This is a genomic window from Rheinheimera sp. F8, from assembly GCF_001518915.1.
In genome coordinates this window covers 3,802,758-3,828,388 of the sequence record NZ_CP013656.1, presented here as the reverse complement: position 1 = coordinate 3,828,388, position 25,631 = coordinate 3,802,758, and the positions used below count along the sequence as shown (strand labels likewise).

The 25,631-nt window shown below is 52.7% G+C and carries 25 protein-coding genes; 14 read left to right on the top strand and 11 right to left on the bottom strand.

The window, feature by feature from the left end; translation table 11 throughout:
• Positions 1 to 64 precede the first annotated feature (64 nt).
• The 5 genes from ATY27_RS17075 to ATY27_RS17055 all read right to left on the bottom strand — a co-directional run bounded on the left by ATY27_RS17075 (position 65) and on the right by ATY27_RS17055 (position 4,805).
• A complete protein-coding gene (locus tag ATY27_RS17075) occupies positions 65 to 898 on the bottom strand; it encodes a suppressor of fused domain protein (RefSeq protein WP_208931799.1) in 834 nt (277 codons plus the stop codon).
• Positions 899 to 1,306: 408 nt separating this feature from the next.
• Positions 1,307 to 2,344: an IS110 family transposase gene (locus ATY27_RS17070; RefSeq protein ID WP_208931798.1), complete on the bottom strand. Its 1,038-nt coding sequence runs from the start codon at positions 2,342 to 2,344 to the stop codon at positions 1,307 to 1,309.
• A gap of 124 nt (positions 2,345 to 2,468) precedes the next feature.
• Positions 2,469 to 2,645, bottom strand: coding sequence for a hypothetical protein (locus ATY27_RS17065; RefSeq protein WP_208931797.1), 177 nt, complete (start codon positions 2,643 to 2,645; stop codon positions 2,469 to 2,471).
• 160 nt (positions 2,646 to 2,805) lie between these two features.
• Complete coding sequence (fghA, locus tag ATY27_RS17060) at positions 2,806 to 3,642, bottom strand: S-formylglutathione hydrolase (RefSeq protein ID WP_347876413.1); 837 nt, start codon at positions 3,640 to 3,642, stop codon at positions 2,806 to 2,808.
• A 50-nt stretch (positions 3,643 to 3,692) separates the two neighbouring features.
• Positions 3,693 to 4,805: an S-(hydroxymethyl)glutathione dehydrogenase/class III alcohol dehydrogenase gene (locus tag ATY27_RS17055; protein ID WP_208933537.1), complete on the bottom strand. Its 1,113-nt coding sequence runs from the start codon at positions 4,803 to 4,805 to the stop codon at positions 3,693 to 3,695.
• Positions 4,806 to 4,966: 161 nt separating this feature from the next.
• On the opposite strand from ATY27_RS17055, the gene ATY27_RS17050 reads away from it, so the two are divergent.
• The 3 genes from ATY27_RS17050 to ATY27_RS17040 all read left to right on the top strand — a co-directional run bounded on the left by ATY27_RS17050 (position 4,967) and on the right by ATY27_RS17040 (position 7,685).
• Positions 4,967 to 5,842 (top strand): LysR family transcriptional regulator, encoded by an 876-nt coding sequence (locus tag ATY27_RS17050; protein ID WP_208931796.1) that lies wholly within the window; start codon positions 4,967 to 4,969, stop codon positions 5,840 to 5,842.
• A gap of 191 nt (positions 5,843 to 6,033) precedes the next feature.
• The gene (locus ATY27_RS17045; RefSeq protein ID WP_208931795.1) at positions 6,034 to 6,360 is read left to right on the top strand and encodes a hypothetical protein; all 327 of its coding nucleotides are present in this window, start codon (positions 6,034 to 6,036) and stop codon (positions 6,358 to 6,360) included.
• Positions 6,357 to 7,685 (top strand): type II toxin-antitoxin system HipA family toxin, encoded by a 1,329-nt coding sequence (locus ATY27_RS17040; RefSeq protein ID WP_208931794.1) that lies wholly within the window; start codon positions 6,357 to 6,359, stop codon positions 7,683 to 7,685. Before ATY27_RS17045 ends, ATY27_RS17040 begins: the two co-directional genes overlap by 4 nt.
• Positions 7,686 to 7,993: 308 nt before the next feature.
• On the opposite strand, the gene ATY27_RS17035 is transcribed toward ATY27_RS17040, so the two are convergent.
• Genes ATY27_RS17035 through ATY27_RS17020 form a run of 4 tightly spaced genes read right to left on the bottom strand, consistent with a single transcriptional unit; the run spans position 7,994 to position 12,568 of the window.
• Entirely contained in the window at positions 7,994 to 9,211 is a 1,218-nt protein-coding gene (locus ATY27_RS17035; protein ID WP_208931793.1) for an FtsX-like permease family protein, read from the bottom strand.
• Positions 9,212 to 9,221: 10 nt separating this feature from the next.
• A complete protein-coding gene (locus ATY27_RS17030) occupies positions 9,222 to 10,532 on the bottom strand; it encodes an ABC transporter permease (protein WP_208931792.1) in 1,311 nt (436 codons plus the stop codon).
• Positions 10,533 to 10,541: 9 nt separating this feature from the next.
• Positions 10,542 to 11,252, bottom strand: coding sequence for an ABC transporter ATP-binding protein (locus ATY27_RS17025; protein WP_208931791.1), 711 nt, complete (start codon positions 11,250 to 11,252; stop codon positions 10,542 to 10,544).
• 44 nt (positions 11,253 to 11,296) lie between these two features.
• The gene (locus tag ATY27_RS17020) at positions 11,297 to 12,568 is read right to left on the bottom strand and encodes an HlyD family efflux transporter periplasmic adaptor subunit (RefSeq protein WP_208931790.1); all 1,272 of its coding nucleotides are present in this window, start codon (positions 12,566 to 12,568) and stop codon (positions 11,297 to 11,299) included.
• Positions 12,569 to 12,764: 196 nt separating this feature from the next.
• Here ATY27_RS17020 and ATY27_RS17015 point away from each other — a divergent pair, with 196 nt between their 5' ends.
• The 9 genes from ATY27_RS17015 (at position 12,765) to ATY27_RS16975 (ending at position 21,382) form a co-directional block, all read left to right on the top strand.
• Positions 12,765 to 13,352: an aminodeoxychorismate/anthranilate synthase component II gene (locus ATY27_RS17015; protein WP_208931789.1), complete on the top strand. Its 588-nt coding sequence runs from the start codon at positions 12,765 to 12,767 to the stop codon at positions 13,350 to 13,352.
• A 76-nt stretch (positions 13,353 to 13,428) separates the two neighbouring features.
• On the top strand, positions 13,429 to 14,574 hold the full coding sequence (locus ATY27_RS17010) for an HDOD domain-containing protein (protein ID WP_208931788.1): 1,146 nt from the start codon (positions 13,429 to 13,431) through the stop codon (positions 14,572 to 14,574).
• Between the two features lie 316 nt (positions 14,575 to 14,890).
• A complete protein-coding gene (locus ATY27_RS17005) occupies positions 14,891 to 16,108 on the top strand; it encodes an aspartate aminotransferase family protein (protein WP_208931787.1) in 1,218 nt (405 codons plus the stop codon).
• Positions 16,109 to 16,395: 287 nt separating this feature from the next.
• Entirely contained in the window at positions 16,396 to 17,412 is a 1,017-nt protein-coding gene (gene astA / locus ATY27_RS17000) for an arginine N-succinyltransferase (protein WP_208931786.1), read from the top strand.
• Between the two features lie 23 nt (positions 17,413 to 17,435).
• Positions 17,436 to 18,905: a succinylglutamate-semialdehyde dehydrogenase gene (gene astD / locus ATY27_RS16995; protein ID WP_208931785.1), complete on the top strand. Its 1,470-nt coding sequence runs from the start codon at positions 17,436 to 17,438 to the stop codon at positions 18,903 to 18,905.
• 197 nt (positions 18,906 to 19,102) lie between these two features.
• Complete coding sequence (locus ATY27_RS16990) at positions 19,103 to 19,453, top strand: DUF3802 family protein (protein WP_208931784.1); 351 nt, start codon at positions 19,103 to 19,105, stop codon at positions 19,451 to 19,453.
• Between the two features lie 86 nt (positions 19,454 to 19,539).
• Positions 19,540 to 19,983, top strand: a complete 444-nt coding sequence (locus ATY27_RS16985) for an OsmC family protein (protein WP_208931783.1) — start codon at positions 19,540 to 19,542, stop codon at positions 19,981 to 19,983.
• A 67-nt stretch (positions 19,984 to 20,050) separates the two neighbouring features.
• Positions 20,051 to 20,842, top strand: coding sequence for an adenosylmethionine decarboxylase (gene speD, locus ATY27_RS16980; RefSeq protein WP_208931782.1), 792 nt, complete (start codon positions 20,051 to 20,053; stop codon positions 20,840 to 20,842).
• Positions 20,843 to 20,887: 45 nt separating this feature from the next.
• A complete protein-coding gene (locus ATY27_RS16975; RefSeq protein WP_208931781.1) occupies positions 20,888 to 21,382 on the top strand; it encodes an arsinothricin resistance N-acetyltransferase ArsN1 family B in 495 nt (164 codons plus the stop codon).
• Between the two features lie 59 nt (positions 21,383 to 21,441).
• On the opposite strand, the gene ATY27_RS16970 is transcribed toward ATY27_RS16975, so the two are convergent.
• Positions 21,442 to 22,335, bottom strand: coding sequence for a phosphoribulokinase (locus ATY27_RS16970; protein WP_208931780.1), 894 nt, complete (start codon positions 22,333 to 22,335; stop codon positions 21,442 to 21,444).
• A gap of 104 nt (positions 22,336 to 22,439) precedes the next feature.
• On the opposite strand from ATY27_RS16970, the gene ATY27_RS16965 reads away from it, so the two are divergent.
• On the top strand, positions 22,440 to 23,324 hold the full coding sequence (locus ATY27_RS16965; protein WP_208931779.1) for a hypothetical protein: 885 nt from the start codon (positions 22,440 to 22,442) through the stop codon (positions 23,322 to 23,324).
• Complete coding sequence (locus ATY27_RS16960) at positions 23,324 to 23,716, top strand: MAPEG family protein (protein WP_208931778.1); 393 nt, start codon at positions 23,324 to 23,326, stop codon at positions 23,714 to 23,716. The genes ATY27_RS16965 and ATY27_RS16960 overlap by 1 nt, the downstream gene beginning before the upstream one ends.
• 54 nt (positions 23,717 to 23,770) lie before the next feature.
• On the opposite strand, the gene ATY27_RS16955 is transcribed toward ATY27_RS16960, so the two are convergent.
• Complete coding sequence (locus tag ATY27_RS16955) at positions 23,771 to 25,543, bottom strand: ExeM/NucH family extracellular endonuclease (RefSeq protein WP_208931777.1); 1,773 nt, start codon at positions 25,541 to 25,543, stop codon at positions 23,771 to 23,773.
• Positions 25,544 to 25,631 lie beyond the last annotated feature (88 nt).

Sequence of the window (25,631 nt, the reverse complement as noted above, 5' to 3'; positions counted from 1 at the left end):
TTCACCTGACATCCGCCGGACAACGATCCGACAGTTACCCGACATGGGCTGTGGTGTTTATGAATTAGCGCTTAGACACCATGTTTACGCGACGGCTATCCAGTAAAATATCAACATCATGCTGGTCCAGTTTTGCTTCGAGCGCTTCAAGACTAGTGTTTAACTTTAAATCCATTTCGGCCTGATATAGCGGGACTAAGCCATAGAAACGGATGGTGTTGCCATCTTTGGTGCGAAGTTTATAAAACTCGTCGGGCAATAAAACCGAAGGCATCAGAATGACACCGGTAAACTGAGTATTCGCGATTGTTTGGACCGGATTACCGTTGGGGATGGTATGGCCCCAACCAATCCAGGTTTTGTTTTGATGCGGTAACCGGCCGATTTTTTTCAACCAACGCACCGGCCAGTAATGGTTTTCGTTTTCAAAAGCTTCCGCTGAAATAGGCCAATCTTTCGGCAGGGCAATCATCAACTCAACTCGGTTGTGATCCTCAAATCCTGCTTCCGGCATATTCATCGTTAAGTCACTGACGCCGCTGGTGACCAACAATTGGTAGGGGCGCTTTGCTGTCGCAGGGATCAGCAGCACATCAATATGTACCAAATCAGACACTTCTTCGTGCAGGACGGTTTTAATTTTTCCGGCATGTTTCTCGACATGCGCCTCAATTTCTTCGAGGTACTTTGCAGAGTGCTCAGGTTCAGTAAATGGCTTTTGTCGCGGTTTATGTTGAAAGATAGGTTGTTCCGAGCCTGAGAGTTTTTTGGGGCTGTCGCTCACTGTGATTCCTGGTTCATTTCCGGCAGCTTGCACAATATTGTGCGCAAAGACGTATCCAGCCAAAACTATGGTGAACACCACAGCTATTGCGGCAGTATTTACGCGGCGCATCATACAAAACCTGTTTTTGTTTACTGAAATTCAATATGTTTGCAGCAAAATAAGCCGAATGCTGTTGAAGCACAAGACCACCAGCCTACAGATTGACATGGAATCGCAGCACTTCACGGCTCATGACAGGGCAATCTATAGCGTGCTATCGCTCTATTGCGGATCAGATATGTACTGCGCGCTGACGCTTGCGCGTACCTTATATGGACTCCCTCGGGACTATCAACAGATCTTTGCATACGGGTATAGATGCGAGCTTATATTCGGGCTTTGTTGAGGAGCTACCTCTGCCACATCGATGTTGTCGCACCATCATGCCTATTCTACGAAGCGGTTTTTTCAACGCTGAGGTACGCGCAGGCTCTTGATGGTCGGTCTTACCTGTATGTGTCGCATCTGCTGACAGAACGCTTACGCCAACAATCCCGGCGCTTGGTACTCTTGTTGCCGGCTCAGCATTGCCCATGCTGTCCGCACTGTTTTATTGGCCAGCGCCACTGCCGCAATCCGTGTTCCTCTGCGTTGCACCAGCGCTTTTAACCATTGTTCTTTGGTATTTCTGGCCTCACGTTGTGCCAGATGCCGCAAAACGGCCATCGCGCCCTGGATGAGCACAGAGCGTAGTTTCTTATGGCCGCTGAGCTTACTGATGGAGCCGATGTTTTCTTTACCACCACTGCTGTGCTGCACCGGCGTAACCCCGATACAGGCTGCGGCCTGGCGGCCGTTTTTAAAATGCGCACCATTTCCAATCGCCAGCTTCAAACCCAAAGCGCCCACCGGGCCAACGCCTTCCAGCGCGCTCAACGCACGGCCCTGCTCATCCTGCAGGGTGAGCTGGTGCTGAAACTGGCTGAGCTTTTCAAGTTCCGAAATTATCGTTAAATACAAGGCCCATATCTGCGCCAGCGCGGTTCTGAATCCGCCCGGTAAACCATTTTCTGCATCTTCCAGAATTTCCGGCAGTGCTTTTTTAAGTGCTGCATCGGATTTGCTCATCACGATGCCAAACTCAAACAACAAGCCCCGCAACTGATTACTCAGCGCCGTTTTATGCGCCACCTGCAGCTCGCGCATCTTCTCAATACACTGTAAACCCTGCTCTTCCTCACTCAGGACCCGTGCTGGTTTTAAATGAGGCTGGCGCGCCGCGGTGGCAATCGCAACTGCATCATTGGCATCGGTTTTTTGTCCCTGCCGAAAAGGCTTCACCTGCCGGGCCGGCAACGCTTTGACCTGATGACCAAACGACTCTGCCAGGCGACACCAATAATGGCTGCCGCCGCAGGCTTCCATCACCACCGTCGCTTTGGGTTCGTTACATAACAGCTTTTTGAGCTCTGTACGGTTCATTTTTTTATTAAAAACCGCCTTGCCATACCCGGTGGTTTTGACCACCTGAAACACATGTTTTGCTAAATCAATCGCCAGAACTGTATAGTTTTGCATGTATGGACTCTCTTTTGGTTTGTTTGACGACTTCACCATATCCCTCTGGGGAAGAGGGAGTCCATACATCTACCAACCACCTTTGGAAAGTAGGTACGTGCCAGCGAAGCGCCGCCGTACGTGGTTAAAAGTCAGTGCGAGTCGGCTGCTGCAACAACGCAAATTCCTGCCACTCAACACTGTCTTCACTGGCATTCAGTTCGCCGTGAAAATAATCTGGTTGGAGTAAAAGGTCGTCTTGTTGAAAGCTGGTGTGAGATTCGACATAAAACGGCGAGGTGACTTGATCCGGCTGCGGCATAACAAAATCTCCGATGAATATGCAAAAGGACTTATTAAGCTATAGCGGATTTTGCCGAAAATGGAGATAAAAAAACGCCGGCTCAGCCGGCGTGGGGAAAAGCTGGCGGCCAACATTGCAGGGCGGGCGGCCAGCGAGGCTTAACAGGTGTTACAGCAACTTATTCAAACAAATAACGTGCGTGAAAACGCAGATGTTCTTCGATAAAGCTGCTGATGAAATAGTAGGAATGATCGTAGCCGCGCTGAAAACGGATATCGACTTTGGCGCCACTGCTGGCCGCCGCGTCGATCAGTGCTTCAGTGCGCAGCTGAGCCGGATAGAACTGGTCTTTATCGCCCTGATCCACCAGCATTGGCGGCACCATCGTTGCTTTACTGAGTAACGCGCTGGCGTCGTATTCCAGCCAATCTGTGACGGTATCGCCAAGGTAAGCACTGAAGGCTTTGCGGCCCCAGTCACATTGGCTGGGCTGACAAATCGGCGAAAAAGCGGAGACTGAGCGATATGCCGCCGGTTGGCGCAGTGCCAGTACTAAGGCGCCATGACCGCCCATCGAATGCCCGCTGATCGACTTCACCTGTGTCAGTGGCAGGGCCACCGGCAAAATGGCCGGCAATTCGCGGCTGATGTAATCGTACATCCGGTAGTGCGCAGTCCAGGGGGCTTCAGTGGCATTGACGTAAAAACCGGCGCCCTGACCCAAATCATAGGCCGGATCATTGGCCACCAATTCGCCACGCGGGCTGGTATCCGGAATAATCAGTGCAATGCCAAGCTCGGCGGCAACGCGCTGCGCACCGGCTTTGACCGAGAAGTTTTCGTCGGTGCAGGTGAGGCCGGATAGCCAATACAGCGCCGGCACTTTTTGCGTTTCAGCCTGCGGCGGCAAATACACCGAAAACTGCATTTTACAGCTCAGTGTATTGGCAAAGTGTTCAAACTTCAGCTGGCGGCCGTCAAACAGACGGGATTCGGCCAGTTGCGTCAGTGACATACTTTAATCCTTGTCAAACACCCGGCACCTGAAGGTGCCGGGTCAAAAAATCAGAAGTGAATTACAGTGCGGATTGATTTGCCTTCATGCATCAAATCAAAGGCTTCATTGATCCGCTCCAACGGCATGGTGTGCGTGATAAAAGTATCCAGCTCAAACTCACCATTAAGATAACGTTCAACGTAATCCGGCAGTTCACTGCGACCTTTGACACCACCAAAAGCGGTGCCGCGCCAGACCCGGCCTGTCACCAGCTGGAAGGGCCGGGTAGAAATTTCCGCGCCTGCCGGTGCCACGCCGATAATCACCGACTCGCCCCAGCCTTTGTGGCAGCACTCTAACGCTGAGCGCATCACATTGACGTTGCCGATACATTCAAAAGAGAAATCCACCCCGCCGTCAGTCATCTCGACTATGACTTCCTGAATCGGCTTGCTGAAGTTCTTCGGATTGACCACATCGGTCGCACCTAATTTCAGCGCGATATCAAACTTGGATTCGTTGATATCAATAGCGATGATGCGGCTGGCTTTGGCCATTACCGCACCGATCACCGCCGACAAACCAATGCCGCCGAGGCCAAAAATCGCCACTGTGTCACCTTCCTTCACTTTGGCGGTATTCATCACAGCGCCCATGCCGGTCGTCACGCCACAACCAAGCAAACAAACTTTTTCCAGTGGCGCGGCTTTATTGATTTTGGCCAAGGAAATTTCCGGCAGCACTGTGTATTCAGAGAAGGTTGACGTGCCCATGTAGTGGAAAATTGGCTGGCCGTCTTTGGAGAAACGCGTGGTGCCATCCGGCATCAGGCCCTGGCCTTGCGTGGCACGAATGGCCTGACACAAATTGGTTTTGCCGGATAAACAGAATTTGCATTGACCACATTCCGGCGTGTACAGCGGGATCACATGGTCGCCGACAGCGACGCTGGTGACGCCAGGGCCTACCGCTTCAACAATACCGCCACCTTCGTGGCCAAGGATACAAGGAAACTTGCCTTCTGAATCCTGGCCCGACAGCGTATAAGCGTCGGTATGACAGACGCCGGTAGCGATAATACGAACCAGTACTTCACATTGTTGTGGTGGCATTAAATCGACTTCTTCAATTGACAGTGGCTGGCCTGGGCCCCAGGCCACTGCGGCGCGGGTTTTAATCATTTGCATGGTTCGGTTCCTGTAAAGAGGGCGGGGTCATCACGATAGCCAATAATAGGCAACCCAGTAAAAGATGTCCCACTAAACGACGACAGAGTATGGTGCATTGTAATTATTTCTTAATCGAAGATAATCAGGCAAAAATGAAAATGAGTTTTGCATAAATGAAAGAATGGCAGGGTGTGTCCGAGTTTGTTGCAGTGGCGGAACTGGGCAGTTTTTCCGCGGCGGCGCGTCAGCTTGGGATGTCGGTCGCACAGGTCAGCCGCAATGTGCGCGAACTGGAGCAACGCCTGCAGGTGTTATTGCTGCAACGCACTACGCGGCAGGTGCATCTGACCGAACCCGGCACTTTGTATTTGCAGCAATGCCGGCCTTTGTTACATGGACTGGTGCAGGCGAATCAGCAACTGCTGGATTTACAGGGCCAGCCATCGGGCCTGATTAAACTGACCGCGCCGGTATTTTATGGCGAAACAGTGATTGCGCCGCTGCTGCATGACTTTTTGAAAAAGTACCCGCGCTTGCAGCTGGAGCTGGATTTAACCAATGCCCAGCTCGATTTGGTCAAAGGTGGATTTGACTGCGCCATCCGGCTTGGCCAGCTCAGCGACTCCGGCTTGCAGGCGCGAAAACTCGGCAGCCGGCGCGCTTATCTGGCGGCAAGTCCGGCCTATCTGGCGGAGCAGGGCATCCCGGCACAGCTCAGTGACCTCAGCCAGCATCGTTGTCTGGTCGGTTCGGTTGAGTACTGGCGCTTTGAGCAGCAGGGCCAGAAACTGCAGATCAGGCCCACGCCTTATATCAAATGTAACAGCGGTGTCGCGCTGACCGATGCAGTGCTGAAAGGCCTTGGCATCGCACAACTGCCGGATTATTACCTGGTTCCGCATCTGCAACAGGGCACTTTGGTTGAATTATTGCCGGAGCTGCAGCCCAAAGACGATGGTATCTGGGCTTTATACCCGCTCAATCAGCATTTGCCGCAAAAAGTGCGGTTATTGTTGGATTATTTGCAGCAGCAACTTAATTTCCTTTAATTGTAAATTTATCGTCTATTTTGTATTTTTAATTCCTTATTTGGAATTTAGTCATCAATTATCTCGTATAAGGTAAATGTATCTATTAAATTCTATATTTATTCCATTTATGGTATTTTTCTGTTTTTAATGCTTAAATACGAGTATTCTCCAGTCAAAATCGAGTTTTAATTTCTTATACGGGAATTGTTATGACTCAATTGTCACAGTTATTGATGCAACAACAACAGCTCAGCGCACAGTTAGCCGCTTTGAACCAACAAATCGCCCATGCGGCGGTGTCAGTGAACATGACGTCCGTACAACCCCTGGATCAGGATAGTCTGAACCGACTGCTCGACCAGCAGGTACAGCAGATGCCAGTCAGTGAACTGTGGTTATTAGCCGGGATAGCGCCCAGTACTTATTACCGGCTGAGAAACGAGCTGCACAGCAGCCGGCTGGGCACTGTGCAAGCGGTGTTGGATACATTGGGGTACCAGCTTTATGTCGGAGCCAAAGGCCTGGTAGCAAAATGAAGTTGAATCGGACTGGTTATGTCTATGTTAATCAACGCCTTGCTGGTCTGCTGCAGGAATGGCAGGCCAATGTCAGGCAATCATATGTGTTCAGTTATCATCAGGACTATCTAGATTTCAACGGTCCGCCTATCGGGGTCAATTTCCCGCTGACGCCGGTGCCATACAACTTTGACGTGTTTCCGCCCTTTTTTGCCAATCTGGTCAGTGAAGGCTGGGTTCGGCGTTATCAGGCGCAAAAAGCCGGCTTGGACCGGGACGATGCATTTGGTCTGTTGCTGGCTAATGGCGCCGAGCTGATCGGTGCTGTCAGTGTGCTAAATGATGAGTTAGTGGCGCAACTGCCGCTGAGCGGCCGGTCGTTTTTGCCCGTGAGCCTTTCAGGTGTCGGGTTGCCAGCCGATTTAAGTCGTTTTCGTATCGCTTTTCGCCGCGACGAATTTAATGACGTGGCAATGGCTTCATTTGGCCGGGCCTCTATTTCAGGTGTACAGCCGAAAATGTTCTTAACACCAGACCTGCAGAAGCCTTTAACCCTGCAAAGTTGCAGCGGTGCCGGTCCGTATATTGTTAAACCCTCACCACGGGATCTACCGGAGCTAGCTGAAAACGAATATATGATGATGCAGCTATGCAAAGCCGCTGGCTTTACCGTGGCGGAACATTATCTGCTGCCGTTTGCCTGTGGTGAGTTGGCCTATGTGACACGGCGCTTTGATTTGCCAAATGTGCCGGGGGGACAGCTGCCGCTGGTTGAAGATTTGGCATCTTGTCTGAATGTGGCGCCAGGGCGCAAAGATGACGAGCGCTTAAGTTATGCCATGGCGCTGCGACAGGCGTATCAGCTCTGTGGGCAAAAGGCCACAATATTGCAACAGGGCTTTCGTCAGGTGTTGATGGCTTATCTGATCGGCAATAACGATTTACACCTGAAAAACTTCGCTTTGCAACGTGATGCTGTGGGCACCGGCGTTATTATGCAGGGGTTTAGCAATATCTACGATATGGTGTCGGTGGCACCTTACCGTGCTTATGACGGCTTTGCGCTGAGTCTGTGGCTGACTGATTTGGAGCAACAGGATGTGTTCTCCAGCAGTTACCGGCAATACGGTTATTACACCCAACATGATTTTCTGTTATTCGGCGAAGCATTGGGGCTGAATGCAAAAGCAGTACAGGTGACTATCGATAAGTTGTTGGCTGCAGTGGAAAAACACTATCAGTCTGTGATTGGCCGCTGTATTGGATCTGCTTATTTAAAACAAGCATTGATCGACAGGATAGGGGAACGGCTGGCAGCTGTGCGCCGGCCTATCCTGCATTAGAGCACCATATCGTTTAATAAGCGAACAGCAGATCAGCCTGAAATTACCTCAGGCAAGGCGAAGGAATAGTTGTGCTCTTTCGAGCTCTGGCAACGCCGCATTAGGCAATTGCAGGCGCTTCCGGACGGGCGATAGCAGAATGGCCATATGCGGCGTTAAATTTTCTCGCTTTAGAACCACTAAAGCTTCAAAAATCTGCCTTGCCTGCGGCCATTCTGCTTATCGCTGCTGCCGCTTTTTTAAACTATATGGTGCTATAGGTTTTTGGCGCTGCGGTTTTGCCATCACAACGCCTGTGTCGAAGACCTTTAAGCCCGGCCGCGGGTTGCGGTGGCGGGGGAAATGCGGGCTGCTATCAAAGCCGGGTAACTGACGGCGAGCTGGCCGACCAGTAACAGCGCGGCGCAGCCGACGAGCAGCAGGCCCGGGGTCAGCGGTGTCATGGCAAAAGTGCTGACCAGCCAGATATTCAGGCCTACGGCGCCGCCAATGCCAAGCACCACACCGAGACTGCTAATCAGCAGGTTCTCCAGCATAAAAAACCGCATAATTTGCCACTGACTGGCGCCGAGTGCACGGCGGGTGCCGATTTGCCGGGTGCGGCGATTGATGCTGAACATGGCAAGGCCAACGATACCAAAACCGGTGATCAGCGTTAACACGATAATGACGGTCAACAGGATATTGTTGGTGGCCTGATGCTCACGGTAACTTTCATCACGGGTTTCACTCATCGTTTTGACATTACGGATAATCCGCTGTTTGTCGCTGTCCGCCAGCATCTTTTCAATGACCGGCATCAGCGCATCACGCCGGCCCGGCTCAGTGCGGATAAAAATTCGCGAGCCTTTATTTTCCAGCTGGCTTGGTACCAGAGACGCATGTTCAGTATTGTCCCAGCCATTCCAAGGTGATTGCAGGCTTTTGACGATACCAGTCACCTGCATCGGGTCATGGTTATTGATGTAGACCGTCTGGCCCAGCGCCTTTTTCCAGTCACCATCAAACAGCTTTTCGGCCAGTGTTTGCGTGATGATGATTTTCGGCGGCCATTTATTGCTCGAACGTTCGCGCCAGCCAATGTCGCTTTCGCTGAAGTTTTCACCAGCCAGCAGTTCAACGCCAAGGGCGGCAATACCCTGGGTATCGACAAAATAAATCGCCGTGCCGGTGCCGTCGACATCATCCCCCGGTTTGGTTTGCAGGCCCATTGACCAGCCGCCGCCACTCAGTGGAATCGCATTAATTTGCGTCGCAGCGACCACGCCCGGCGTTTTACGGATTTGGTCTAAATCCCGCGCCAAAGCACTTTGCAACGGATAGTTTTCACCAAACACAGTGTTACTCAGGTAAAACGTATTCTGTTCGTCCACCCCACTGGCTCTGGCCATCTGCCGGTTGCGTTCCTGCATCATAAAGATGGCGTTGACCATAATGGTCAGCGTCAGCGCGATTTGCAGCGCAATCAGCAAAGCACCAATTTTGTTGCGCATTAAGGCGCGGATCATCGGACCGAGTTCAAGCATGATAAGCTCCTTATTGCGCTTTTAATTGTTGGGATGGCTGCACCTGACAGGCGCGCCAGGTTGGATACAGGCCAGCCAGAATGCTGGACACAATGGCCAATAAAATCGCCAGCAACACCATGTTCAGGTCCAGTACCGCCAGTTCGGCCATCCAGTCCCCGTACATCGATTTGACGGCAGCAAGCCCCAGCCATGCCAGCACCAGGCCCAATAAACCACCGGCGAGGCCAATACAACCAGATTCCACCAGATGCTGCAGGAACAGGTCACGCCGGCTGGCGCCTAAGGCCTGACGCACACCGATCTCACTGGCTTTGCCAAGGAATTTTGCCAACAGCAGCCCCACTGTATTCAGCAGGCAGACCGCCAGAAACATCAGTGCCATCGCCATCATCATGCTGGCATCTTCCGACACCACTTCGCGTTGTTCCAGCCAGGTCATCACGTCGCTTAACTTGTTGTTGCGGGTGCGGGCAAAACGGCCAAACTTGTGCTGTTCGTCGGCATAAGCGTCGATATAACTCTGATATTGCTCAACATCGGCTTTGGTTGGCAGCTCTACCCATAACTGAGTCCAGATACATTCAGAATCGAGATAAGCTTTAAAACCGGATTCGGTCGGTTTCCAGCAATTGTTATTGCCGGACTGACTGAGGATCTGGTCTGCCATCAGACTGAAGGGTACAAAAAACTCTTCACTATCCTGAAAAGCGCCGGTGCTGATGTCATAAAAACGTGGTTGTGGCTGCCAGCGTTTGATGACGCCTGTGATGCGGAAATCTTTGCCGGCCAGGCGCAGCGTTTGCCCGGTGGAATCTTTGCCGCCAAATAAGCGGTCATTGATTTCCGAAGTGATCACCACAACAAATTGTTTATTTAAATCTGCCTGTTCATCCCAGCCGCTGCCGTATAAAAACGGCACATCAAACATCGGGAAAAAATCAGCGCTGTTGGCGCGGCCTTGTGCCATAAACGGCAGCGCTTCTTTGTCAGCCGGTTCAATCACGCCGGCCGCGCCGGTGGCGATACTCTGACGCGGTGCTTTTTTTGCCTGCCATAACGTGGTTGCGTCCCGGTAAGTTAACTGGTCCGGCGGGTCGCCGTTATCAAAATACGGGTCATTCGGGTCCCAACTGTCGAGCTGAACATAAAACAGCTGGTCGCTTTTTTGCGGAATCGGGTTGGCCGACATCAGGTAATTCACCGTGATGGTGGTCATGGCCGCGCCGATACCAAGCGCAATGGCGAGCACCATCAGCAGGCTCATGCCCCAGGTGCGTTTTGAGCTGAGCCAGGCCAGCTTCAGATAATAACTGAACATGTTGCCTCCTCAGACTGCAGCCAGATTATGAATGTTATGGTGCTGCTGGCCTTGCACCAGTTCCTGCGCATGGCCGTCTTTGATAAAGATCTGCCGCTTGGCACGTGCCGCCAGTCCGTTATCGTGCGTGACCATCAGAATGGTGGTGCCATTGGCATTGATGTCTTCGAGCAAGCTCATCACCGACTGCGCCATGCTGGAATCCAGGTTACCGGTTGGTTCGTCGGCCAGTAAAAAACGTGGCGAAGTAGCCAGCGCACGGGCAATCGCTACCCGTTGCTGCTGACCACCGGATAGCTGTGACGGCAGATGTTTCATTCTTGAAGCCAGGCCAACCTGATCCAGATGATACTCAATGCGTTTTTTCCGTTCGCTCGCATTAAAACCGCGATAACGCAGTGGCACGTCGACATTGTCGAACAGGTTTAAATCTGGAATTAAGTTAAAGCTCTGAAAGATAAAACCAATTTTCTGGTTACGCATCCGCGAACGGCCTTTGTCGTCCAGCTTGCTGATGTCCTCACCGTCCAGCCAGTATTCGCCCGAAGTGGAGCTTTCCAGCAAACCCGCGATATTTAAAAAGGTGGTTTTGCCGGAGCCGGACGGGCCTGTCACGCTGACAAAATCGCCTTCGCCAAGGTCCAGATTAATGTCGCGCAGTGCGTGCGTGACGACGTTGTCGGTGGCAAAAGATTTACAGATGTTTTTCATGCTGAGCATAGATTCTCCTGTGGGCGCTGCCCGGCTTGATGATTCGTTGTGGATTAGTTCAGTTGGACTGTGCTGGCGCCCTGAAAAATGTCAGTGCCAGAGGTAATGATTTGGTCGCCGGATTTCAGGCCGGACAGAATTTCAACGGCATTGATACTGCGGGCGCCGGTTTCGATTGGGGTTTTCACTGCCATACCGTCCCGTACCAGATAAGCAAAGCGGCCATTGCTGCTATCCAAAAACTGACCGCGTGCCACCTGCAACACGGCCGGGCGTTGCTCCAGCATAATGCGGCTGGCGAGACGTTGGTTTTGCCGTAACGATGTCGGCGCGTCTTTGGTGAAACGCACCCGGCCTTTCACCTGGTTTTCAAACACTTCCGGTGAAATGGTGACAAGCTTGCCGGCGTAGACCTGGCTTTCAACGGTGACTTCGACCGGCAGGCCAATGCTCAAATCATTGGCATAACTTTCCGGTACCGCGATCTCGACTTCGAACTGGCTCAAATCCACCACCGACAAAATCAGCTGGTTTTTGATGATGTAGGTTTTGTTTTCCACTGCGAGATTGCCGAGCAGACCATCGACCGGTGAACGCACGTTCAGGCTATCGACCTGACGCTGATAATCGCCGACCAGCAGCTGCTGACGTTGCAGTGCCTGCGCCAGGCTTTGCAGTTCAAATTCGAGGTTTTCTTTGTTCAGCACGGCGTCTTCCACCGCATGGCGATGCTGCACTTTGGCAGTGTCCAAATCATCGCGCGCTTTTTCATAGTCAATCTGACTGATGGCTTTGAGCGCATAACCTTGTTCGGCGCGGCGTTTTTCCCGATCGGCGGTGGTCAGCGTGACCTGTGCGATGTCGACGGCTTTCTGATCGGTCAGCTGCTGTTTTTTCGCCAGTATTTTCTGCCGGTCATAGCTGGTTTGCAGACTGAACAACGTGGCTTGTTCCTGCTGCAGCTTGTTGTTGAGCTCAGGACTGTCGAGCGTGGCGAGGACTTGGCCTTTTTTCACTTCAGTACCGGCATCGAGCAGCAGGGTCACAGTGCCTTCCGCCGGCGCGTAAAGTTTGGGACTGACTGCTGCCACCACCTGGCCTTGGGCGGAAATATCGCGGGTGAAATCGCTGGTTTTGACGGTGTCGATGCGCACACGCGAAAGCGGCACGGAGATATCTGACGCTGACCAGCTTTGGATTGCAGGCAACACCAGCCATAGCAACAAGCCAATACCGGTAACAGCAGTAAGCGGCAGCAGCCAGCGGAGTTTCGAGTGGGTGGGGCGCAGAACTTCATCTTGCGCGCTGGTATCGGCTATTTTCATCAGCAATTCCTTATATCAATGCCAATGAGTCACAGTGAGCGCCAAAATGGTTGGGATACCGGGAACAAAAACATGTAACAGAATGTGTCTGGGATCATTTCAACCGGCTAATCGCCGCGGGACTGTGCGTCGGCCGCTCAGTTGCGGTAGAATCCGCCGCCTTTGCTTCATCCGGCTTCAGGAGACCTTTCACGCCATGCTGCTGTTGATCGATAACTACGACTCTTTTACCTGGAATCTGGTGCAGTATTTTGCTGAGCTGGGGCAACAGGTCGTGGTGAAACGGCATGATGAGATTGATCTGGCCGGTATTGCGACGCTAAAGCCGGATTATCTGGTGATTTCGCCTGGCCCCTGCAGTCCGGATCAGGCCGGCATTTCGCTGGCTGCTATCACTGAGTTTGCCGGCAAGTTACCGATATTGGGCGTCTGTCTGGGCCATCAGGCATTAGCGCAGGCCTTTGGCGCAAAGATCGTCCGCGCGCGCCAGGTCGTGCATGGCAAAAACTCGCTGATCCGCCATGACAACAGTTCGGTGTTCAGCGGCCTGAACAATCCGCTTAGTGTCACGCGTTATCATTCGCTGATCGTCGACAAAACATCGTTACCAGCCGCTTTTCGCCTGACTGCCTGGACCGAAACCGCCGACGGTGACATCGATGAAATTATGGGCATTGCGCATCGTCATCTGCCACTGCATGGCGTGCAATTTCATCCCGAAGCCATTCTGACCGAACAAGGTCATCAGTTACTCGCTAATTTTTTGGCCGAACACCGCCGCTAAAGGCGCGCCAGCATTGACAGCGCAGGCTGTGCCACCGCACACTGCTTTAATCAGAATAAAAGTATTAAGCGGTTCCATGTCGTCAATTGCTCAAGTGCAACAACAGCGTTTTTTTGATTGCATCCTCGAAATAAAACCCGATCAGACGCGTTATGGTTACAAGCGCCAGGCGCAAAAAGCGGCGAATGCGGCGGCACGTCCTCAGCACACAACGGCTGGCCGCACTTTGCTCGATATTGAACAGCAGGCTGCTTTTAACCGCCAGGCCGGCGCGATTGCCAAACAACAATTTGTTGAATTTACCCAGGCGCATCTGCACGACCAGGTGGCCGAAGAACTGTTTCTGAAGCTCGGCAAATATGACACTATCGCCAGCACCGTATTTAACCTGGCCGATGGATTTCCGGCCGTGTTGGATGTGCTGAGTGCCCGGGCGCTGACGCTGAGTCAACTGGAAAATCTGATAAATCCGGTAGACTGGCTGAAAGAAGATTTACTGAAGCTGGTGAATCAGCCGCAATACCGCAATAAAACTCCGTCCGGAAATTTCATTAAAGAGATTAAGCCGGCATTAGGATTGCTGGGGCTTGAAGCCATGCAGCAAATTCTGCCGGTGTTTGCCCTGAAACGCTCCTTACCCCATGCCACCGATCCTTTTACTGGCTTTAAAGGGCAAATCTGGCAGTACAGTATTGCAGTTGCGTTGGCGGCTCAGCGTCTGGCCGAAGAAACCGGCGAAAATCCTTTTGTGGCTTATTGCGCTGGTTTGTTCCATTCATTGGGATACTTGGTGGTGGCGCGTACCTATTTGCGCACCTACCAGCAGGTGAAACAGGCTGCCATGCTGAAATCCCGTGACACCCGGGATACAGAGCTGACCGATGCTCTGGACAGCCTGGACGCGGATGCCAGTTTCCTCAATTCCTGTTTTCAGGAATTTTCCGCCAATATCAGCGCCGATCTGGTGGCAAAATGGGGCTTAAAACGGTTGCCACTCAGTCAGGTGCTGGATCAATTCGCTGAGGGCGTTGGTTTTAGCGGTGCCAGCCGCTTGACGCAGATTGTGCATCAGGCCGTGTATTTTGTGCAGGCGCAGACACTGCGCAAGTACAAGTTGCTGACCGACGCGGAAGAGTTGCAATGGATGCAGGATGTGCAGATCCGGCCGGAACATCGTCAGTTGTTGCAGCAAACCCGCTTAGATCGGCTGGAAATCGACTAAATCGCCGGCCTGATACAGATCAGACCAGATTATTTTCACCATATTCATGCAACAGCCGGCCCTACCGGCTGTTGTGCTTATGTAGCGCGCCAGCACTGAGCCGGCGCCTGCATACGGAAACAATGAGTTGCTTAGTTATTCACCTGAAGTGCAAATCTATCTGCAGCCCTTTATTTTCGGGCGTTTCAGCGTTTTTTACCCGAGACTTTGCGGTTTTTTTCTGTAATACTGCCAAATAATTCTGAATAAAAATCTGCCGTAATTTTGCATAATTGCATAAGCCAATCACGGCCTCCCGCACTCAGAGGAACTTATCATGTCAGCAGCTATACCCGTTACCCGCGCCTTGTTTGATGAAGTCATGGTGCCAAACTACGCACCGGCGCCAATTATTCCGGTGCGTGGCCAGGGCTCCCGCGTCTGGGACCAGGACGAACGCGAGTATGTCGATTTTGCTGGCGGTATCGCGGTGAGTTCGCTGGGTCACTGTCACCCGGCGCTGGTCAACGCGCTGACCGAACAAGCCGGCAAACTTTGGCATTTAAGTAACGTGATGACCAACGAACCGGCGCTGCGCCTCGCCAAGCAGCTGGTCGATAATACCTTCGCCGACAAAGTCTATTTCGCCAACTCTGGTGCTGAAGCCAACGAAGCCGCGCTGAAACTGGCGCGGCGCTGGGCACTGGAAAAATTCGGCGAGCACAAACAAGACATCATCTCTTTTGGCAAAAGTTTCCATGGCCGCACTTTCTTCACCGTGACAGTCGGTGGTCAGGCCGCTTATTCCGATGGTTTCGGACCAAAACCTGCAGCCATTATGCATGCGGAATACAACAATCTGGACAGCCTCAAAGCGCTGATTTCGGACAACACCTGCGCTGTGATTATGGAACCGGTACAAGGCGAAGGCGGTATTATTCCGGCGACCGCAGAATTCATTGCCGGTGTGCGTGAACTTTGTGATGCGCACAATGCGCTGCTGATTTTTGATGAAGTGCAAACCGGTGTCGGCCGCAGCGGCAAGCTGTACGCCTACATGCATACGCCGGTAGTGCCGGACATTCTGACCAGTGCCAAGTCGCTCGGCGGTGGTTTCCCAATCGGCGCCATGCTGACCACCACTGAAATTGCTGCGCACCTGAAAGTCGGTACCCACGGTTCTACATATGGCGGCAACCCGCTCGGTTGTGCTGTGGCTTATGCTGCGATCGACACCATCAACCAGCCTGCCGTGTTAGACGGTGTGTTAGCCAAAGAAGCACTGTTTCGCGCCGAACTGGCGAAAATCAATGATAAATACCAGGTATTCAGCGAAGTTCGCGGCCAGGGCCTGTTATTAGGCGCTGCGCTGAATGAGCAGTACAAAGGCAAATCACGTGAATTCCTGTTAGCCGCTGCTGCTGAAGGTTTATTCGTGCTGATGGCCGGTTATGACGTGGTGCGGTTTGCGCCCAGTCTGGTGATCCCGGATGCCGACATTATCGAAGGCATGGCGCGGTTTGATCGCGCTGTGGCAAAAGTGGTGCAGGGTTAAGCACCAACACCCCCGAATTTTCAGGGATGAAAGAAATTTACCCAAAAGCATTGAAGATTCGGGTAGGCGGCAACTGAGCGAAGCGCTAGGAACATAGATAGCTATGTGACTAGGTCGGACTGGCGCTCCAGTGAGTGAAGGCGGCCAACACCGCCGAATCTTCAAGGATGAAGGGTATTTACCCAAAAAGAGAGAGCAACGGCGGCTGCCAACAACAATAACAAGCCGCCGGATAAAGCAAAACACTGCGGGATTGAAGCCCCCGCACAACTCCGAGGAAGCGTCCTATGATGGTGATCCGTCCAATCCGCGCCGCAGATTTCCCGGTGCTCTATGAAATGGCGGTCGAATCCGGCCATGGATTCACCTCACTGCCGGTCAATGATGAGCTGCTGCAACGTAAAATTAAGCGTTCGGAGCAGAGTTTTCGCAAAGCCGTCAGTACTCCGTGCGATGAGGGATATCTGTTTGTACTGGAAGACACTGCAACCGGCGAAATTTGTGGCACCAGCGCCATTGAAGCCGCTGTTGGTCTGGATGATGCGTTCTATAACTATCATCTGGGCAAGGTGGTCCATACGTCCCGGGCGCTCGGCGTTTATAAAACCGTGGATATTCTGACGCTGTGTAACGATTACACCGGCGCCACTGAACTCTGTACTTTGTTTCTGCGCGAACACCGCCGCGAGAAAAACAGCGGCAAGATGCTGTCGCGGTTCCGTTTTCTGTTTATGGCGGAGTTTCGCGAGCGTTTTTCCGATCGCATCATCGCCGAAATGCGCGGTGTGTCGGACGACAACGGCAACTCCCCATTCTGGGAATGGCTGCAGGAACACTTCTTTTCGGTCGATTTCCCGACGGCAGATTACCTGACCGGCATTGGCCAGAAAGTCTTTATCGCTGAGCTGATGCCGAAATACCCGATTTACGTCAGCCTGCTCAGTAAGGAAGCGCAGGCCGTGATCGGCAAAGTGCATGAAAAAACCCGCCCGGCGCTACAATTACTGCAATCGGAAGGGTTTTCCACCACAGGGTATGTCGATATTTTTGATGCCGGCCCAACCGTTGAAGCCAAGCTCGAACACATCCGGACTGCACGCAACAGCCGCCGTCTGCAGGTGCGCATCGCGCCGGTCAGCGGCGGCCAGCCGTATCTGGTCTGCAATACCGACCGCGAAAATTTCCGCGCCAGCTGGACTCATCTGCATGTCGCGGAGACGGCGACTGAGGTGAATCTGCCGGCAGAGTTTGCCGAAGCGCTGCAGGTCAGCGATGGTGACTGGGTGCGTTTAGCCCGTTTATAAGCCCGTTTTGAAGGAACAATGTGATGACACAACAAGTGCAATTTATTAACGGTCAGTGGCTTGCGGGCGAGGGACTGGTTTTCAGTTCAATAGATCCGGCGAAAAACCAGCAGATCTGGCAAGGTCAGGCCGCCTCTGAACAACAGGTTGATCAAGCATTTCGGGCGGCTCGCGCAGCCTTTGATGCCTGGGCAGATCTGACTTTCCATCAACGTGCCGATTATATCCGCGCTTTTGGCCAACAACTGAACGAACACAAAGAAGCATTGGCGCTTTGTATTGCTGAAGATACCGGCAAGCCATTGTGGGAAACCCGCACTGAAGTGGCGGCGATGATCGGTAAAGTCGATATCTCAATCCGGGCTTATCAGGAACGCACTGGGGAAAAAGAAAACCCGATGCCACAAGGCCGTTCTGTGCTGCGACACAAGCCACATGGCGTGGTCGCGGTATTTGGTCCTTATAACTTCCCGGGTCATTTACCGAACGGTCATATTATTCCGGCGTTGTTGGCTGGCAATACCGTGGTGTTTAAACCCAGTGAAATGACACCAAAAGTTGCAGAAGCCACGGTAAAGTTATGGCAGGCGGCTGGTTTACCGGCCGGCGTGCTGAACTTATTACAGGGCGAAGTGGTGACCGGCAAGGCAATCGCCGCGCATCCTGAGCTGGACGGGCTGTTTTTCACCGGCAGTTCGCGCACCGGCCATTTTTTACATCAGCAATTTGCCGGCCGGCCGGACAAAATTCTGGCGCTGGAGATGGGCGGCAATAACCCGCTGATCGTGGCCGATGTCAGTGATATTGACGCTACTGTGCATGACATCATCCAGTCGGCGTTTATTTCCTCCGGTCAGCGCTGCACTTGTGCCCGCCGCCTCTATTTGCCAGCAGGTGAGGTCGGTGATGCGATCCTGACGCGGTTACTCGAAGTCACCGCCAATATCCGTGTCGGGTTATACGACGCTGCCGAGCAGCCGTTTATTGGTTCGATGATTTCCAATAAAGTTGCACTGGGTATGCTGGCCGTTCAGAACCAACTGAGCGCTTTGGATGCCAAAGTGCTGTTACCGATGCGATTGCTGACCGAGGGCACCGGTTTGCTGACGCCGGGCATTCTGGACTGCTCCAACGCCCGCGATTTACCGGATGAAGAGCACTTTGGTCCGTTGTTAAAAGTGTTCCGCTTCACTGATTTTGATGCAGCCATCACGGCCGCGAACCAGACCAGCTTTGGGTTATCGGCAGGTTTGTTATCGGACAATGAAGCGTTGTACCAACGTTTCTTCCGCCGCATCCGCGCCGGTATTGTGAACTGGAACCGGCCTATTACCGGTGCCAGCTCAGCTGCACCTTTTGGTGGCATCGGCGGCAGTGGTAATCACCGCGCCAGTGCTTATTACGCAGCAGATTATTGCGCCTACCCGGTCGCATCAGTGGAACTGGCACGCAGTGAGTTGCCGGTGCAGTTATCGCCAGGCTTACAGTTTTGATTCCGGCATAGCGTCTGATTAATAAAGAACCCGCTAACAGCGGGTTATTTTTTGCGAAAGCACAAACTTTATGCAACGAATCAGCCTGCTGGCTTGCCCTTCACCCATCGCAGATATATTTTTAAGCGCAGCGCTTTACGCTGAAATGCAATCTGTGGCAGATTGAAGTCCCTCATTAATTCCCGGTACGCAAAGCTATGGTCACGGACAAACCCGGTTATGAACATCTGATTCAGTTTTTAACCGAACATTTAGCGTTATTCGAGCAACAAGGCACGCCGACGTCGCATCGCAAAACGCTGGGCGTGATTATCGAAGAGCAAATTGCCGAGCAGATCATCCAGCTGTGTTTGCAGCATACCGAGCTTGAAACCATCCACCGTAGTCAAATTGTGCGTGAAGTTGATGGCATCATGTATGACTTTCAGGAAGTGCTGGCTTCAGTCATCGAAAAACCGGCTACCGCTGAGCAAATTGAACTGATCAATGAAGTTTCGTTGCTGATTAAAAATCTGTTTGATACCGCCATCGCTCATCTGATGGACTAAGTCCGTACGACATCCGCATAACTGCTGGCAGGCGAAGCACTTTTTTCGCTAGAATAGCCTTTTCCCCCGGACAGCAGGAGCCTTTCATGGCTGAGAATAATCAACTTCACGCCACCGTCAGTTGGGCAGGTGACAGCAATTTTATTGGCCGTTCTGGTTCAGGCCATGCCGTAGTATTTGACTCAAATAAAGACGATGGCGTCGCACCGACACCGATGGAAATGTTATTGATGTCGGCCGGTGCCTGCTCGTCAGTTGACGTGGTCAGCATCCTGCAAAAAGCCAAACAACAGGTCACACATTGCCGTGTGGTGTTAACTGGTGAGCGGGTTGATTCAGTGCCACGGGTGTTTGAAAAAATCCATCTGCATTTTGAAGTGACCGGCTTTAACGTCAGTGAAAAACATGTCGAGCGCGCGGTGAATCTGTCAGCTGAGAAATACTGCTCAGTATCGATCATGCTGCAAAAAGCCATGACAGTGACGCATTCTTTCGCCGTGATCCCAAGCGAGCTGCAGCCGCAGGGCTGACAGTTGCCAGTTCTGCAGTTGACTAACCTATACTGAGTGCACGTCACTCAGCGGAGAGCCGAATACCGTGGTAAAACCTTTTGAAAAATTGAAGCTGCATGGCTTTAACAATTTAACCAAAAGCCTGAGTTTCAGTATTTACGATATTTGCTACGCGCAAACCGAGCAACACCGGCAGGAATACATTTCCTATATCGATGAACAATATAACGCCGACCGGCTGACCGATATCCTGACCGAAGTGGTGCATATTATCGGCGCCAATATCCTCAATATTGCCCGGCAGGATTATGATCCGCAGGGTGCAAGCGTCACCATTCTGGTCTGTGAAGAGCCGATGGAAGAAAAAGCCGCAGGCCTGACACCAGATGCAATTGTCGCGCATCTGGATAAAAGCCATATCTGCGTGCACACCTACCCGGAACACCACCCGCACGACGGCATTTGTACGTTCCGTGCCGACATTGAAGTGTCGACCTGCGGCGTGATCTCCCCACTGAAAGCGCTGAATTTCCTGATCCACAGTTTTGAGTCGGACATTGTGACGATCGATTACCGCGTGCGGGGTTTTACCCGGGATGTCAGCGGTGTGAAGCATTACATCGATCACCCGATCCATTCGATCCAGAACTTTATGGATGACGCCACCAAAAACGCTTATCAGATGATCGATGTTAACGTTTATCAGGAAAACCTGTTCCACACCAAAATGATGTTAAAAGACTTCGAGCTGGATAATTACATCTTTGGCGCCGGGGTCGAATCAGTGGCAACTGACGAACAGCAGATCATCGCGAAGAAGGTCAAACGCGAAATGCGCGAGATTTTTTATGGCCGCAATCTGCCGGATTTGGGCTAAATCAGCCGGCACTTGCCGCACAGTAGTGACGGAACAAACAGCATAATGAGCTATTTCATTCGACCGGCCGAAGTGACGGACGCAGCGGCAATTGCAGCGATTTATAACCACTATGTTGAGCATACCGCCATCAGTTTTGAAGAGCAGCCGGTTCCGGTCGATGAGATGGCGGGTCGGATCACCACCGTGTTGCAACAAGGTTTGCCTTATCTGGTGGCAGTGCTTGATGATGACGTGGTGGGCTATTGTTATGCCACACCGTGGAAAGCCCGCGCTGCCTATCGGTATTCGGTGGAAGTCACTGTGTATTTAGCCGCAACCGCGCAAGGCCGCGGCTTAGGTTATGCCTTGTATCAGCAGTTGTTTGCCACGCTGAAAGCCGCCGGCTATCACGCCGCCCTTGGCGGCATCGTGCAGCCAAATCCCGGCAGCGTGGCTCTGCACGAGAAGTGTGGCATGACCCAGGTGGCGCTATTACCGGATATTGGTTTTAAGTTCGGCCAGTGGCACAGTGTCGGTTATTGGCAGTTGCTGCTGTAACGAACCGCCGTGCCGGCCTCATTTTCCGGTCACTTACTCCAACCGCTTATTCCAACCACTTACTCCAACCAGTTGACCTGACCACGCGCCTGCCGGCGTTTGACCATCAGCTCTTCAATCAGCGGCGTTAAAATCAGTTCCATCGCTAAGCCCATTTTGCCGCCCGGCACCACCAGTGTATTGACCCGCGACATAAAAGACCCCTGCAGCATCTGCAGGTAATACGGGAAATCGACATGTTTGATACCGCGAAAACGGATCACGACAAAACTTTCATCCAAAGACGGAATATCTTTGGCACTGAACGGGTTGGAAGTATCGACCGTCGGCACGCGCTGGAAGTTGATATGAGTGCGCGAGAACTGTGGTGTGATGTGGTTGATGTAATCATCCATGCTGCGCACGATACTGGACATCACCGCTTCGCGCGAGTGGCCGCGCTCGCTGGTGTCGCGCATGATTTTCTGGATCCATTCAAGGTTGATGATTGGCACCATGCCAATCAGCAAATCGACATGGCGCGCGACGTTGTTGTTGTCGGTGACTACACCGCCATGCAGGCCTTCATAAAACAATAAATCCGTCTCAGGCCGGATCTCCTGCCAGGGTGTAAAAGTGCCGGGCAGCTGATTAAACGGCACTGCTTCGTCAAAGGTATGCAGGTATTTGCGGATCTTGGTGCTGCCGTGATCGGCATAATGAGCAAAACACTGTTCCAGCGCGGCAAAGTCGTTGGCTTCAGCGCCAAAATAACTGATATGCCGGCCTTGTTCTTTGGCTTTGCGAACTTCAAGGTCCATTTCCGGTCTGCTGTAGCGATGGAAACAGTCGCCTTCAACAAAGGCCGCATCAATGCCCTGGGTGCGGAAAATATGGGAAAAGGCATTGGTCGTCGTGGTGGTGCCTGCTCCGGAGGAGCCGGTCACGGCAATAATCGGGTTTTTTTGTGACATCCGCGCACTCCGCTGTAAGTTGCTTTGGTCTTACCATAAAGGATAAAGTGAAGTCACAGCAAGCGGCAGCGGATGTCGTCTTCGACTTATTCAACAGGAATTTCATGAAAGTGTTCAGTCTTGCCGCGTTGTTTCTGGCTATGAGCGCCAGCGCGGACCCGCAGTACGTGATTCATTATGCCCAGTATCAAAGCGCCGAACGCGGCGTAGCAATCAGCAAATTACTCGGCTCTATTCAACAAAAAGGTTATCAGAATCAACCGGGATTCAGTCGAGATGGCAGCCGTTTATTGTGGACTGCGCAGGCCGGCACAGGCCCAATGGCCACCGATATTCATTGGCTGCTACTCAGTGAAGGCGGGGCCGGCAAAGCGCTGCGCACCACGCCATTTGGCGAGTTTTCCGCCACGCCAGTGCCGGGTTCAGACACTGATTATTCGGTGGTGCGGGTTGAAGCAGATGGCACCCAGCGCTTATGGCAAATTAACAGTCAGACCGAGCAGGTGCTATATCCTGAACTGAAAGGCGTGGGTTATCACGTCTGGGGATCCGATCAGGACTTGCTGTTGTTTTTACTGGAAGACAGTACCGGGCCAAATCGCGCCGTGTACCGCAATAAAGATGGCGAACTGACCACGCTGGCCGGGCATATCGGTCGGGCGCTGTTATATCAGGCCAATAGCGACCGCTTCTTCTTTACCGCACCAAGACCCGGTCAGCCGGCGGATAGCCCACTGTGGTTGTGGCGTTATCAGGCGGGTGGCAAAAAAGCGGAAGCGCTGTTACCAATGCCGGCCGATGGCCAGGATTTAGCCGTCACCAGTCAGGGCACTGTGCTGGTCAGTGCCGGCAAATATGTCTTTCAGCTGAGCGGTGACCATTGGTTACCCTGGGCCGATTTATCTAAACAGTGTGGCGGCAAAGTCAGCCGTTTTAAACTCAATCCGGTGCAGCCAGTGCTGGCCTTTGTCTGTGAACAGGAGGGGTAATGGCCGTTATTCTGTGGGCATTATTTGCCGTCGCTTTGTTGCCTTATCTGGCACGACTGCCGGTTGCGCGCGCGATGAATCAACTTGGTGGTTATGACAATCACCTGCCGCGGGCGCAACAAGCGCGCTTGGAAGGGATGGGCGCCCGCGCCAACGCAGCGCATTACAATAGTTTTGAAGCGTTGCAGCTGTTTCTGGCGGCCGTGCTTGGTTGTGTTGTCAGCGGTAATTACGATCTAACTATGCAGGTGCTGGCCTGGACTTATGTCGGTTGCCGGGTGGCGTTTATTTTGCTGTATCTGTGGGATTACGCTTTACTGCGTTCAACCGTCTGGGTGGTTGGCGTTGTTGCCGTATTTAGTATGATGGTTCGTGCAGCGCTCAGTGTCTGACAATAGCCTGTGCATTGCTTAAAACAAAGCCCCGCATGCGGGGCTTTGTGTTATTTAGAACTTAAAGTCCATATACAGCGGGTCATGATCCGACGAGCGGTAAGGCGTCGGCGCATACAATGATTGTTGCTGCGCTTTGGATTTAAACTCAGTGTTGTAATCCAGCACTGCCGGCTCGTCCGCGTTGATGCCCCAATGCTGGAATTGCTGCAGTTTGGCTTTCAGCTGCGGACTGGCCAGGGCATGGTCCAGTGTGCCGGAGCGGCCCCTGTAAACAAACGAAGAGTGCACGGCATCTTTTGGCGCCAGATGTTGCCAGCCGTTTTGCTCCAGATATTGCAGTGGTGCTTCCATCCGGTAGGCGTTCAGGTCGCCCATCATCAGCACGTAGTTTGTGTCGATGCCAGTGGGTTCAGTTTTCAGCCATTCGGTCAGCGCTTTGGCTGCAGCGACACGGGTCGGCGTCCAGCAACCCTGACCATCATTCAGATCTGAATCCGGTCCTGGTTGTTTCGGGCAACTGCCTTTGGATTTAAAGTGATTAATGCTGACAGTCAGCTGTTCTTTCGAATCCAGATGACGGAAGCTTTGCGCCAGTGGTGGCCGGCTGCCTTTATCAAATGGTGCTTTGGTGTAGACCGCTGTGGTGCCGACTGGCTCGACATTGGCTTTACGGTAAATCATCGCCACCATAATGTCGTCAGAGCCAGGTTTTTCCCCCGGCTGGACAAAAGCATACACGTCGCTACCGAGTTGCTGGTTCAGGCTTTGTACAATAGTTGCCAATGCACTGCCGGCGCCGAAGCCGTTATTTTCGACTTCTAATAAACCAATCACATCGGCGTCCATCGCCGCCAGTGCCGCCAGCATTTTGGCTTGCTGGCGCTGCAGTTCGTTCGCATCCGTTGCGCCGCGTTTGGTCGGGAATCTGGGGCTGTTGCCTTCGCCGGTAAAGAAATTCAGCACGTTAAAGCTGGCGACGCGCAGTTCACCGGTTTTTTTCGCCGCTGGCGCGGCCGGACGTGGGTTCGTTGCAACAAATTCCGGCTGTTGACTGACGACCAGCCGATAGCCGGCTTTGGTTTGCAGCAGATATCCTTGCAGCTTATTGACCGTATCACCAACCCGCACTGTATTACTGGCCGACAGATCTCCGGTCGGGAAGCGCACAGGCTGCGGGTTCTGTTTCATGCTGGCATCATCAATAGTGATTTCCTGCAACACCTGTTTGGCCATCAGAGCTTTTGAGGCGGCGCCTGGCAGTGCCACTTCGGTCGCGACGGGCAGCCGTTCATTGGCCAGCACCAGTTCGCCGTAGCGTGACAGGCCGTAGCTGTCGTTGACAATCAGCGGCTGCGAAAAGTGCACGAACATGCCTTCCAACGCTTCAAACCCTAATGATGAAGCCATTGGCAAAGTGACTGGTGTCGCAGCTGTTAACGGCTGCCGGCTGCAATATTCCGCTGCACTGATATTGGTCAGCGCGGTCATACCGGCCATTTCGCGCACAGTGCCGGTCAGTTGGATCACGTCACCGGCCTGGCGTTGTTTGGCTTGTTGACTATCGGTGACTAACAGGGCTTCGCTGGTCAGCGGGTTTTGATCCGGCGTCAGACTGCTCAGCAGTAACTGCGGACTTTTACTGTCGGCATATAACACCGCTAACACCACGCCACGGGTGGCCAGCGTCATGCCGGCTTTCGGGCTTTTGTCGCCGGGCCCCTGAATATCATGGATGGCCGTGAAAGGTGCGGTACATTCTGCGGCCAGCAGCGGGGCACTGAGACTGCTGACCAGCAGCGCAATTGGGGTCAAGGTCAAACGCATGGTGTTTATCCTGATTAGCAGCCGAAAAACCGGCCGGAAAAAAAGCCGGCATCAGCCGGCAGTTTATAAGGTCAATACGAATCGGAAC

What these genes read in the sequence shown, in the direction of transcription:
- ATY27_RS16985 (WP_208931783.1), top strand. Translation starts at nt 19,540, where the DNA reads ATGGCTGAGAATAATCAACTTCACGCCACCGTCAGTTGGGCAGGTGAC.
- ATY27_RS17065 (WP_208931797.1), bottom strand. Translation starts at nt 2,645, where the DNA reads ATGCCGCAGCCGGATCAAGTCACCTCGCCGTTTTATGTCGAATCTCAC.
- ATY27_RS17035 (WP_208931793.1), bottom strand. Translation starts at nt 9,211, where the DNA reads ATGCTTGAACTCGGTCCGATGATCCGCGCCTTAATGCGCAACAAAATT.
- ATY27_RS16975 (WP_208931781.1), top strand. Translation starts at nt 20,888, where the DNA reads ATGAGCTATTTCATTCGACCGGCCGAAGTGACGGACGCAGCGGCAATT.
- astD (WP_208931785.1), top strand. Translation starts at nt 17,436, where the DNA reads ATGACACAACAAGTGCAATTTATTAACGGTCAGTGGCTTGCGGGCGAG.
- ATY27_RS16960 (WP_208931778.1), top strand. Translation starts at nt 23,324, where the DNA reads ATGGCCGTTATTCTGTGGGCATTATTTGCCGTCGCTTTGTTGCCTTAT.
- ATY27_RS17025 (WP_208931791.1), bottom strand. Translation starts at nt 11,252, where the DNA reads ATGCTCAGCATGAAAAACATCTGTAAATCTTTTGCCACCGACAACGTC.
- ATY27_RS17020 (WP_208931790.1), bottom strand. Translation starts at nt 12,568, where the DNA reads ATGAAAATAGCCGATACCAGCGCGCAAGATGAAGTTCTGCGCCCCACC.
- ATY27_RS16990 (WP_208931784.1), top strand. Translation starts at nt 19,103, where the DNA reads ATGGTCACGGACAAACCCGGTTATGAACATCTGATTCAGTTTTTAACC.
- ATY27_RS17075 (WP_208931799.1), bottom strand. Translation starts at nt 898, where the DNA reads ATGATGCGCCGCGTAAATACTGCCGCAATAGCTGTGGTGTTCACCATA.
- ATY27_RS16970 (WP_208931780.1), bottom strand. Translation starts at nt 22,335, where the DNA reads ATGTCACAAAAAAACCCGATTATTGCCGTGACCGGCTCCTCCGGAGCA.
- ATY27_RS17050 (WP_208931796.1), top strand. Translation starts at nt 4,967, where the DNA reads ATGAAAGAATGGCAGGGTGTGTCCGAGTTTGTTGCAGTGGCGGAACTG.
- ATY27_RS17030 (WP_208931792.1), bottom strand. Translation starts at nt 10,532, where the DNA reads ATGTTCAGTTATTATCTGAAGCTGGCCTGGCTCAGCTCAAAACGCACC.
- ATY27_RS16965 (WP_208931779.1), top strand. Translation starts at nt 22,440, where the DNA reads ATGAAAGTGTTCAGTCTTGCCGCGTTGTTTCTGGCTATGAGCGCCAGC.
- ATY27_RS17045 (WP_208931795.1), top strand. Translation starts at nt 6,034, where the DNA reads ATGACTCAATTGTCACAGTTATTGATGCAACAACAACAGCTCAGCGCA.
- fghA (WP_347876413.1), bottom strand. Translation starts at nt 3,642, where the DNA reads ATGTCACTGACGCAACTGGCCGAATCCCGTCTGTTTGACGGCCGCCAG.
- ATY27_RS17015 (WP_208931789.1), top strand. Translation starts at nt 12,765, where the DNA reads ATGCTGCTGTTGATCGATAACTACGACTCTTTTACCTGGAATCTGGTG.
- ATY27_RS16955 (WP_208931777.1), bottom strand. Translation starts at nt 25,543, where the DNA reads ATGCGTTTGACCTTGACCCCAATTGCGCTGCTGGTCAGCAGTCTCAGT.
- ATY27_RS17005 (WP_208931787.1), top strand. Translation starts at nt 14,891, where the DNA reads ATGTCAGCAGCTATACCCGTTACCCGCGCCTTGTTTGATGAAGTCATG.
- ATY27_RS17070 (WP_208931798.1), bottom strand. Translation starts at nt 2,344, where the DNA reads ATGCAAAACTATACAGTTCTGGCGATTGATTTAGCAAAACATGTGTTT.
- ATY27_RS17040 (WP_208931794.1), top strand. Translation starts at nt 6,357, where the DNA reads ATGAAGTTGAATCGGACTGGTTATGTCTATGTTAATCAACGCCTTGCT.
- astA (WP_208931786.1), top strand. Translation starts at nt 16,396, where the DNA reads ATGATGGTGATCCGTCCAATCCGCGCCGCAGATTTCCCGGTGCTCTAT.
- ATY27_RS17055 (WP_208933537.1), bottom strand. Translation starts at nt 4,805, where the DNA reads ATGATTAAAACCCGCGCCGCAGTGGCCTGGGGCCCAGGCCAGCCACTG.
- ATY27_RS17010 (WP_208931788.1), top strand. Translation starts at nt 13,429, where the DNA reads ATGTCGTCAATTGCTCAAGTGCAACAACAGCGTTTTTTTGATTGCATC.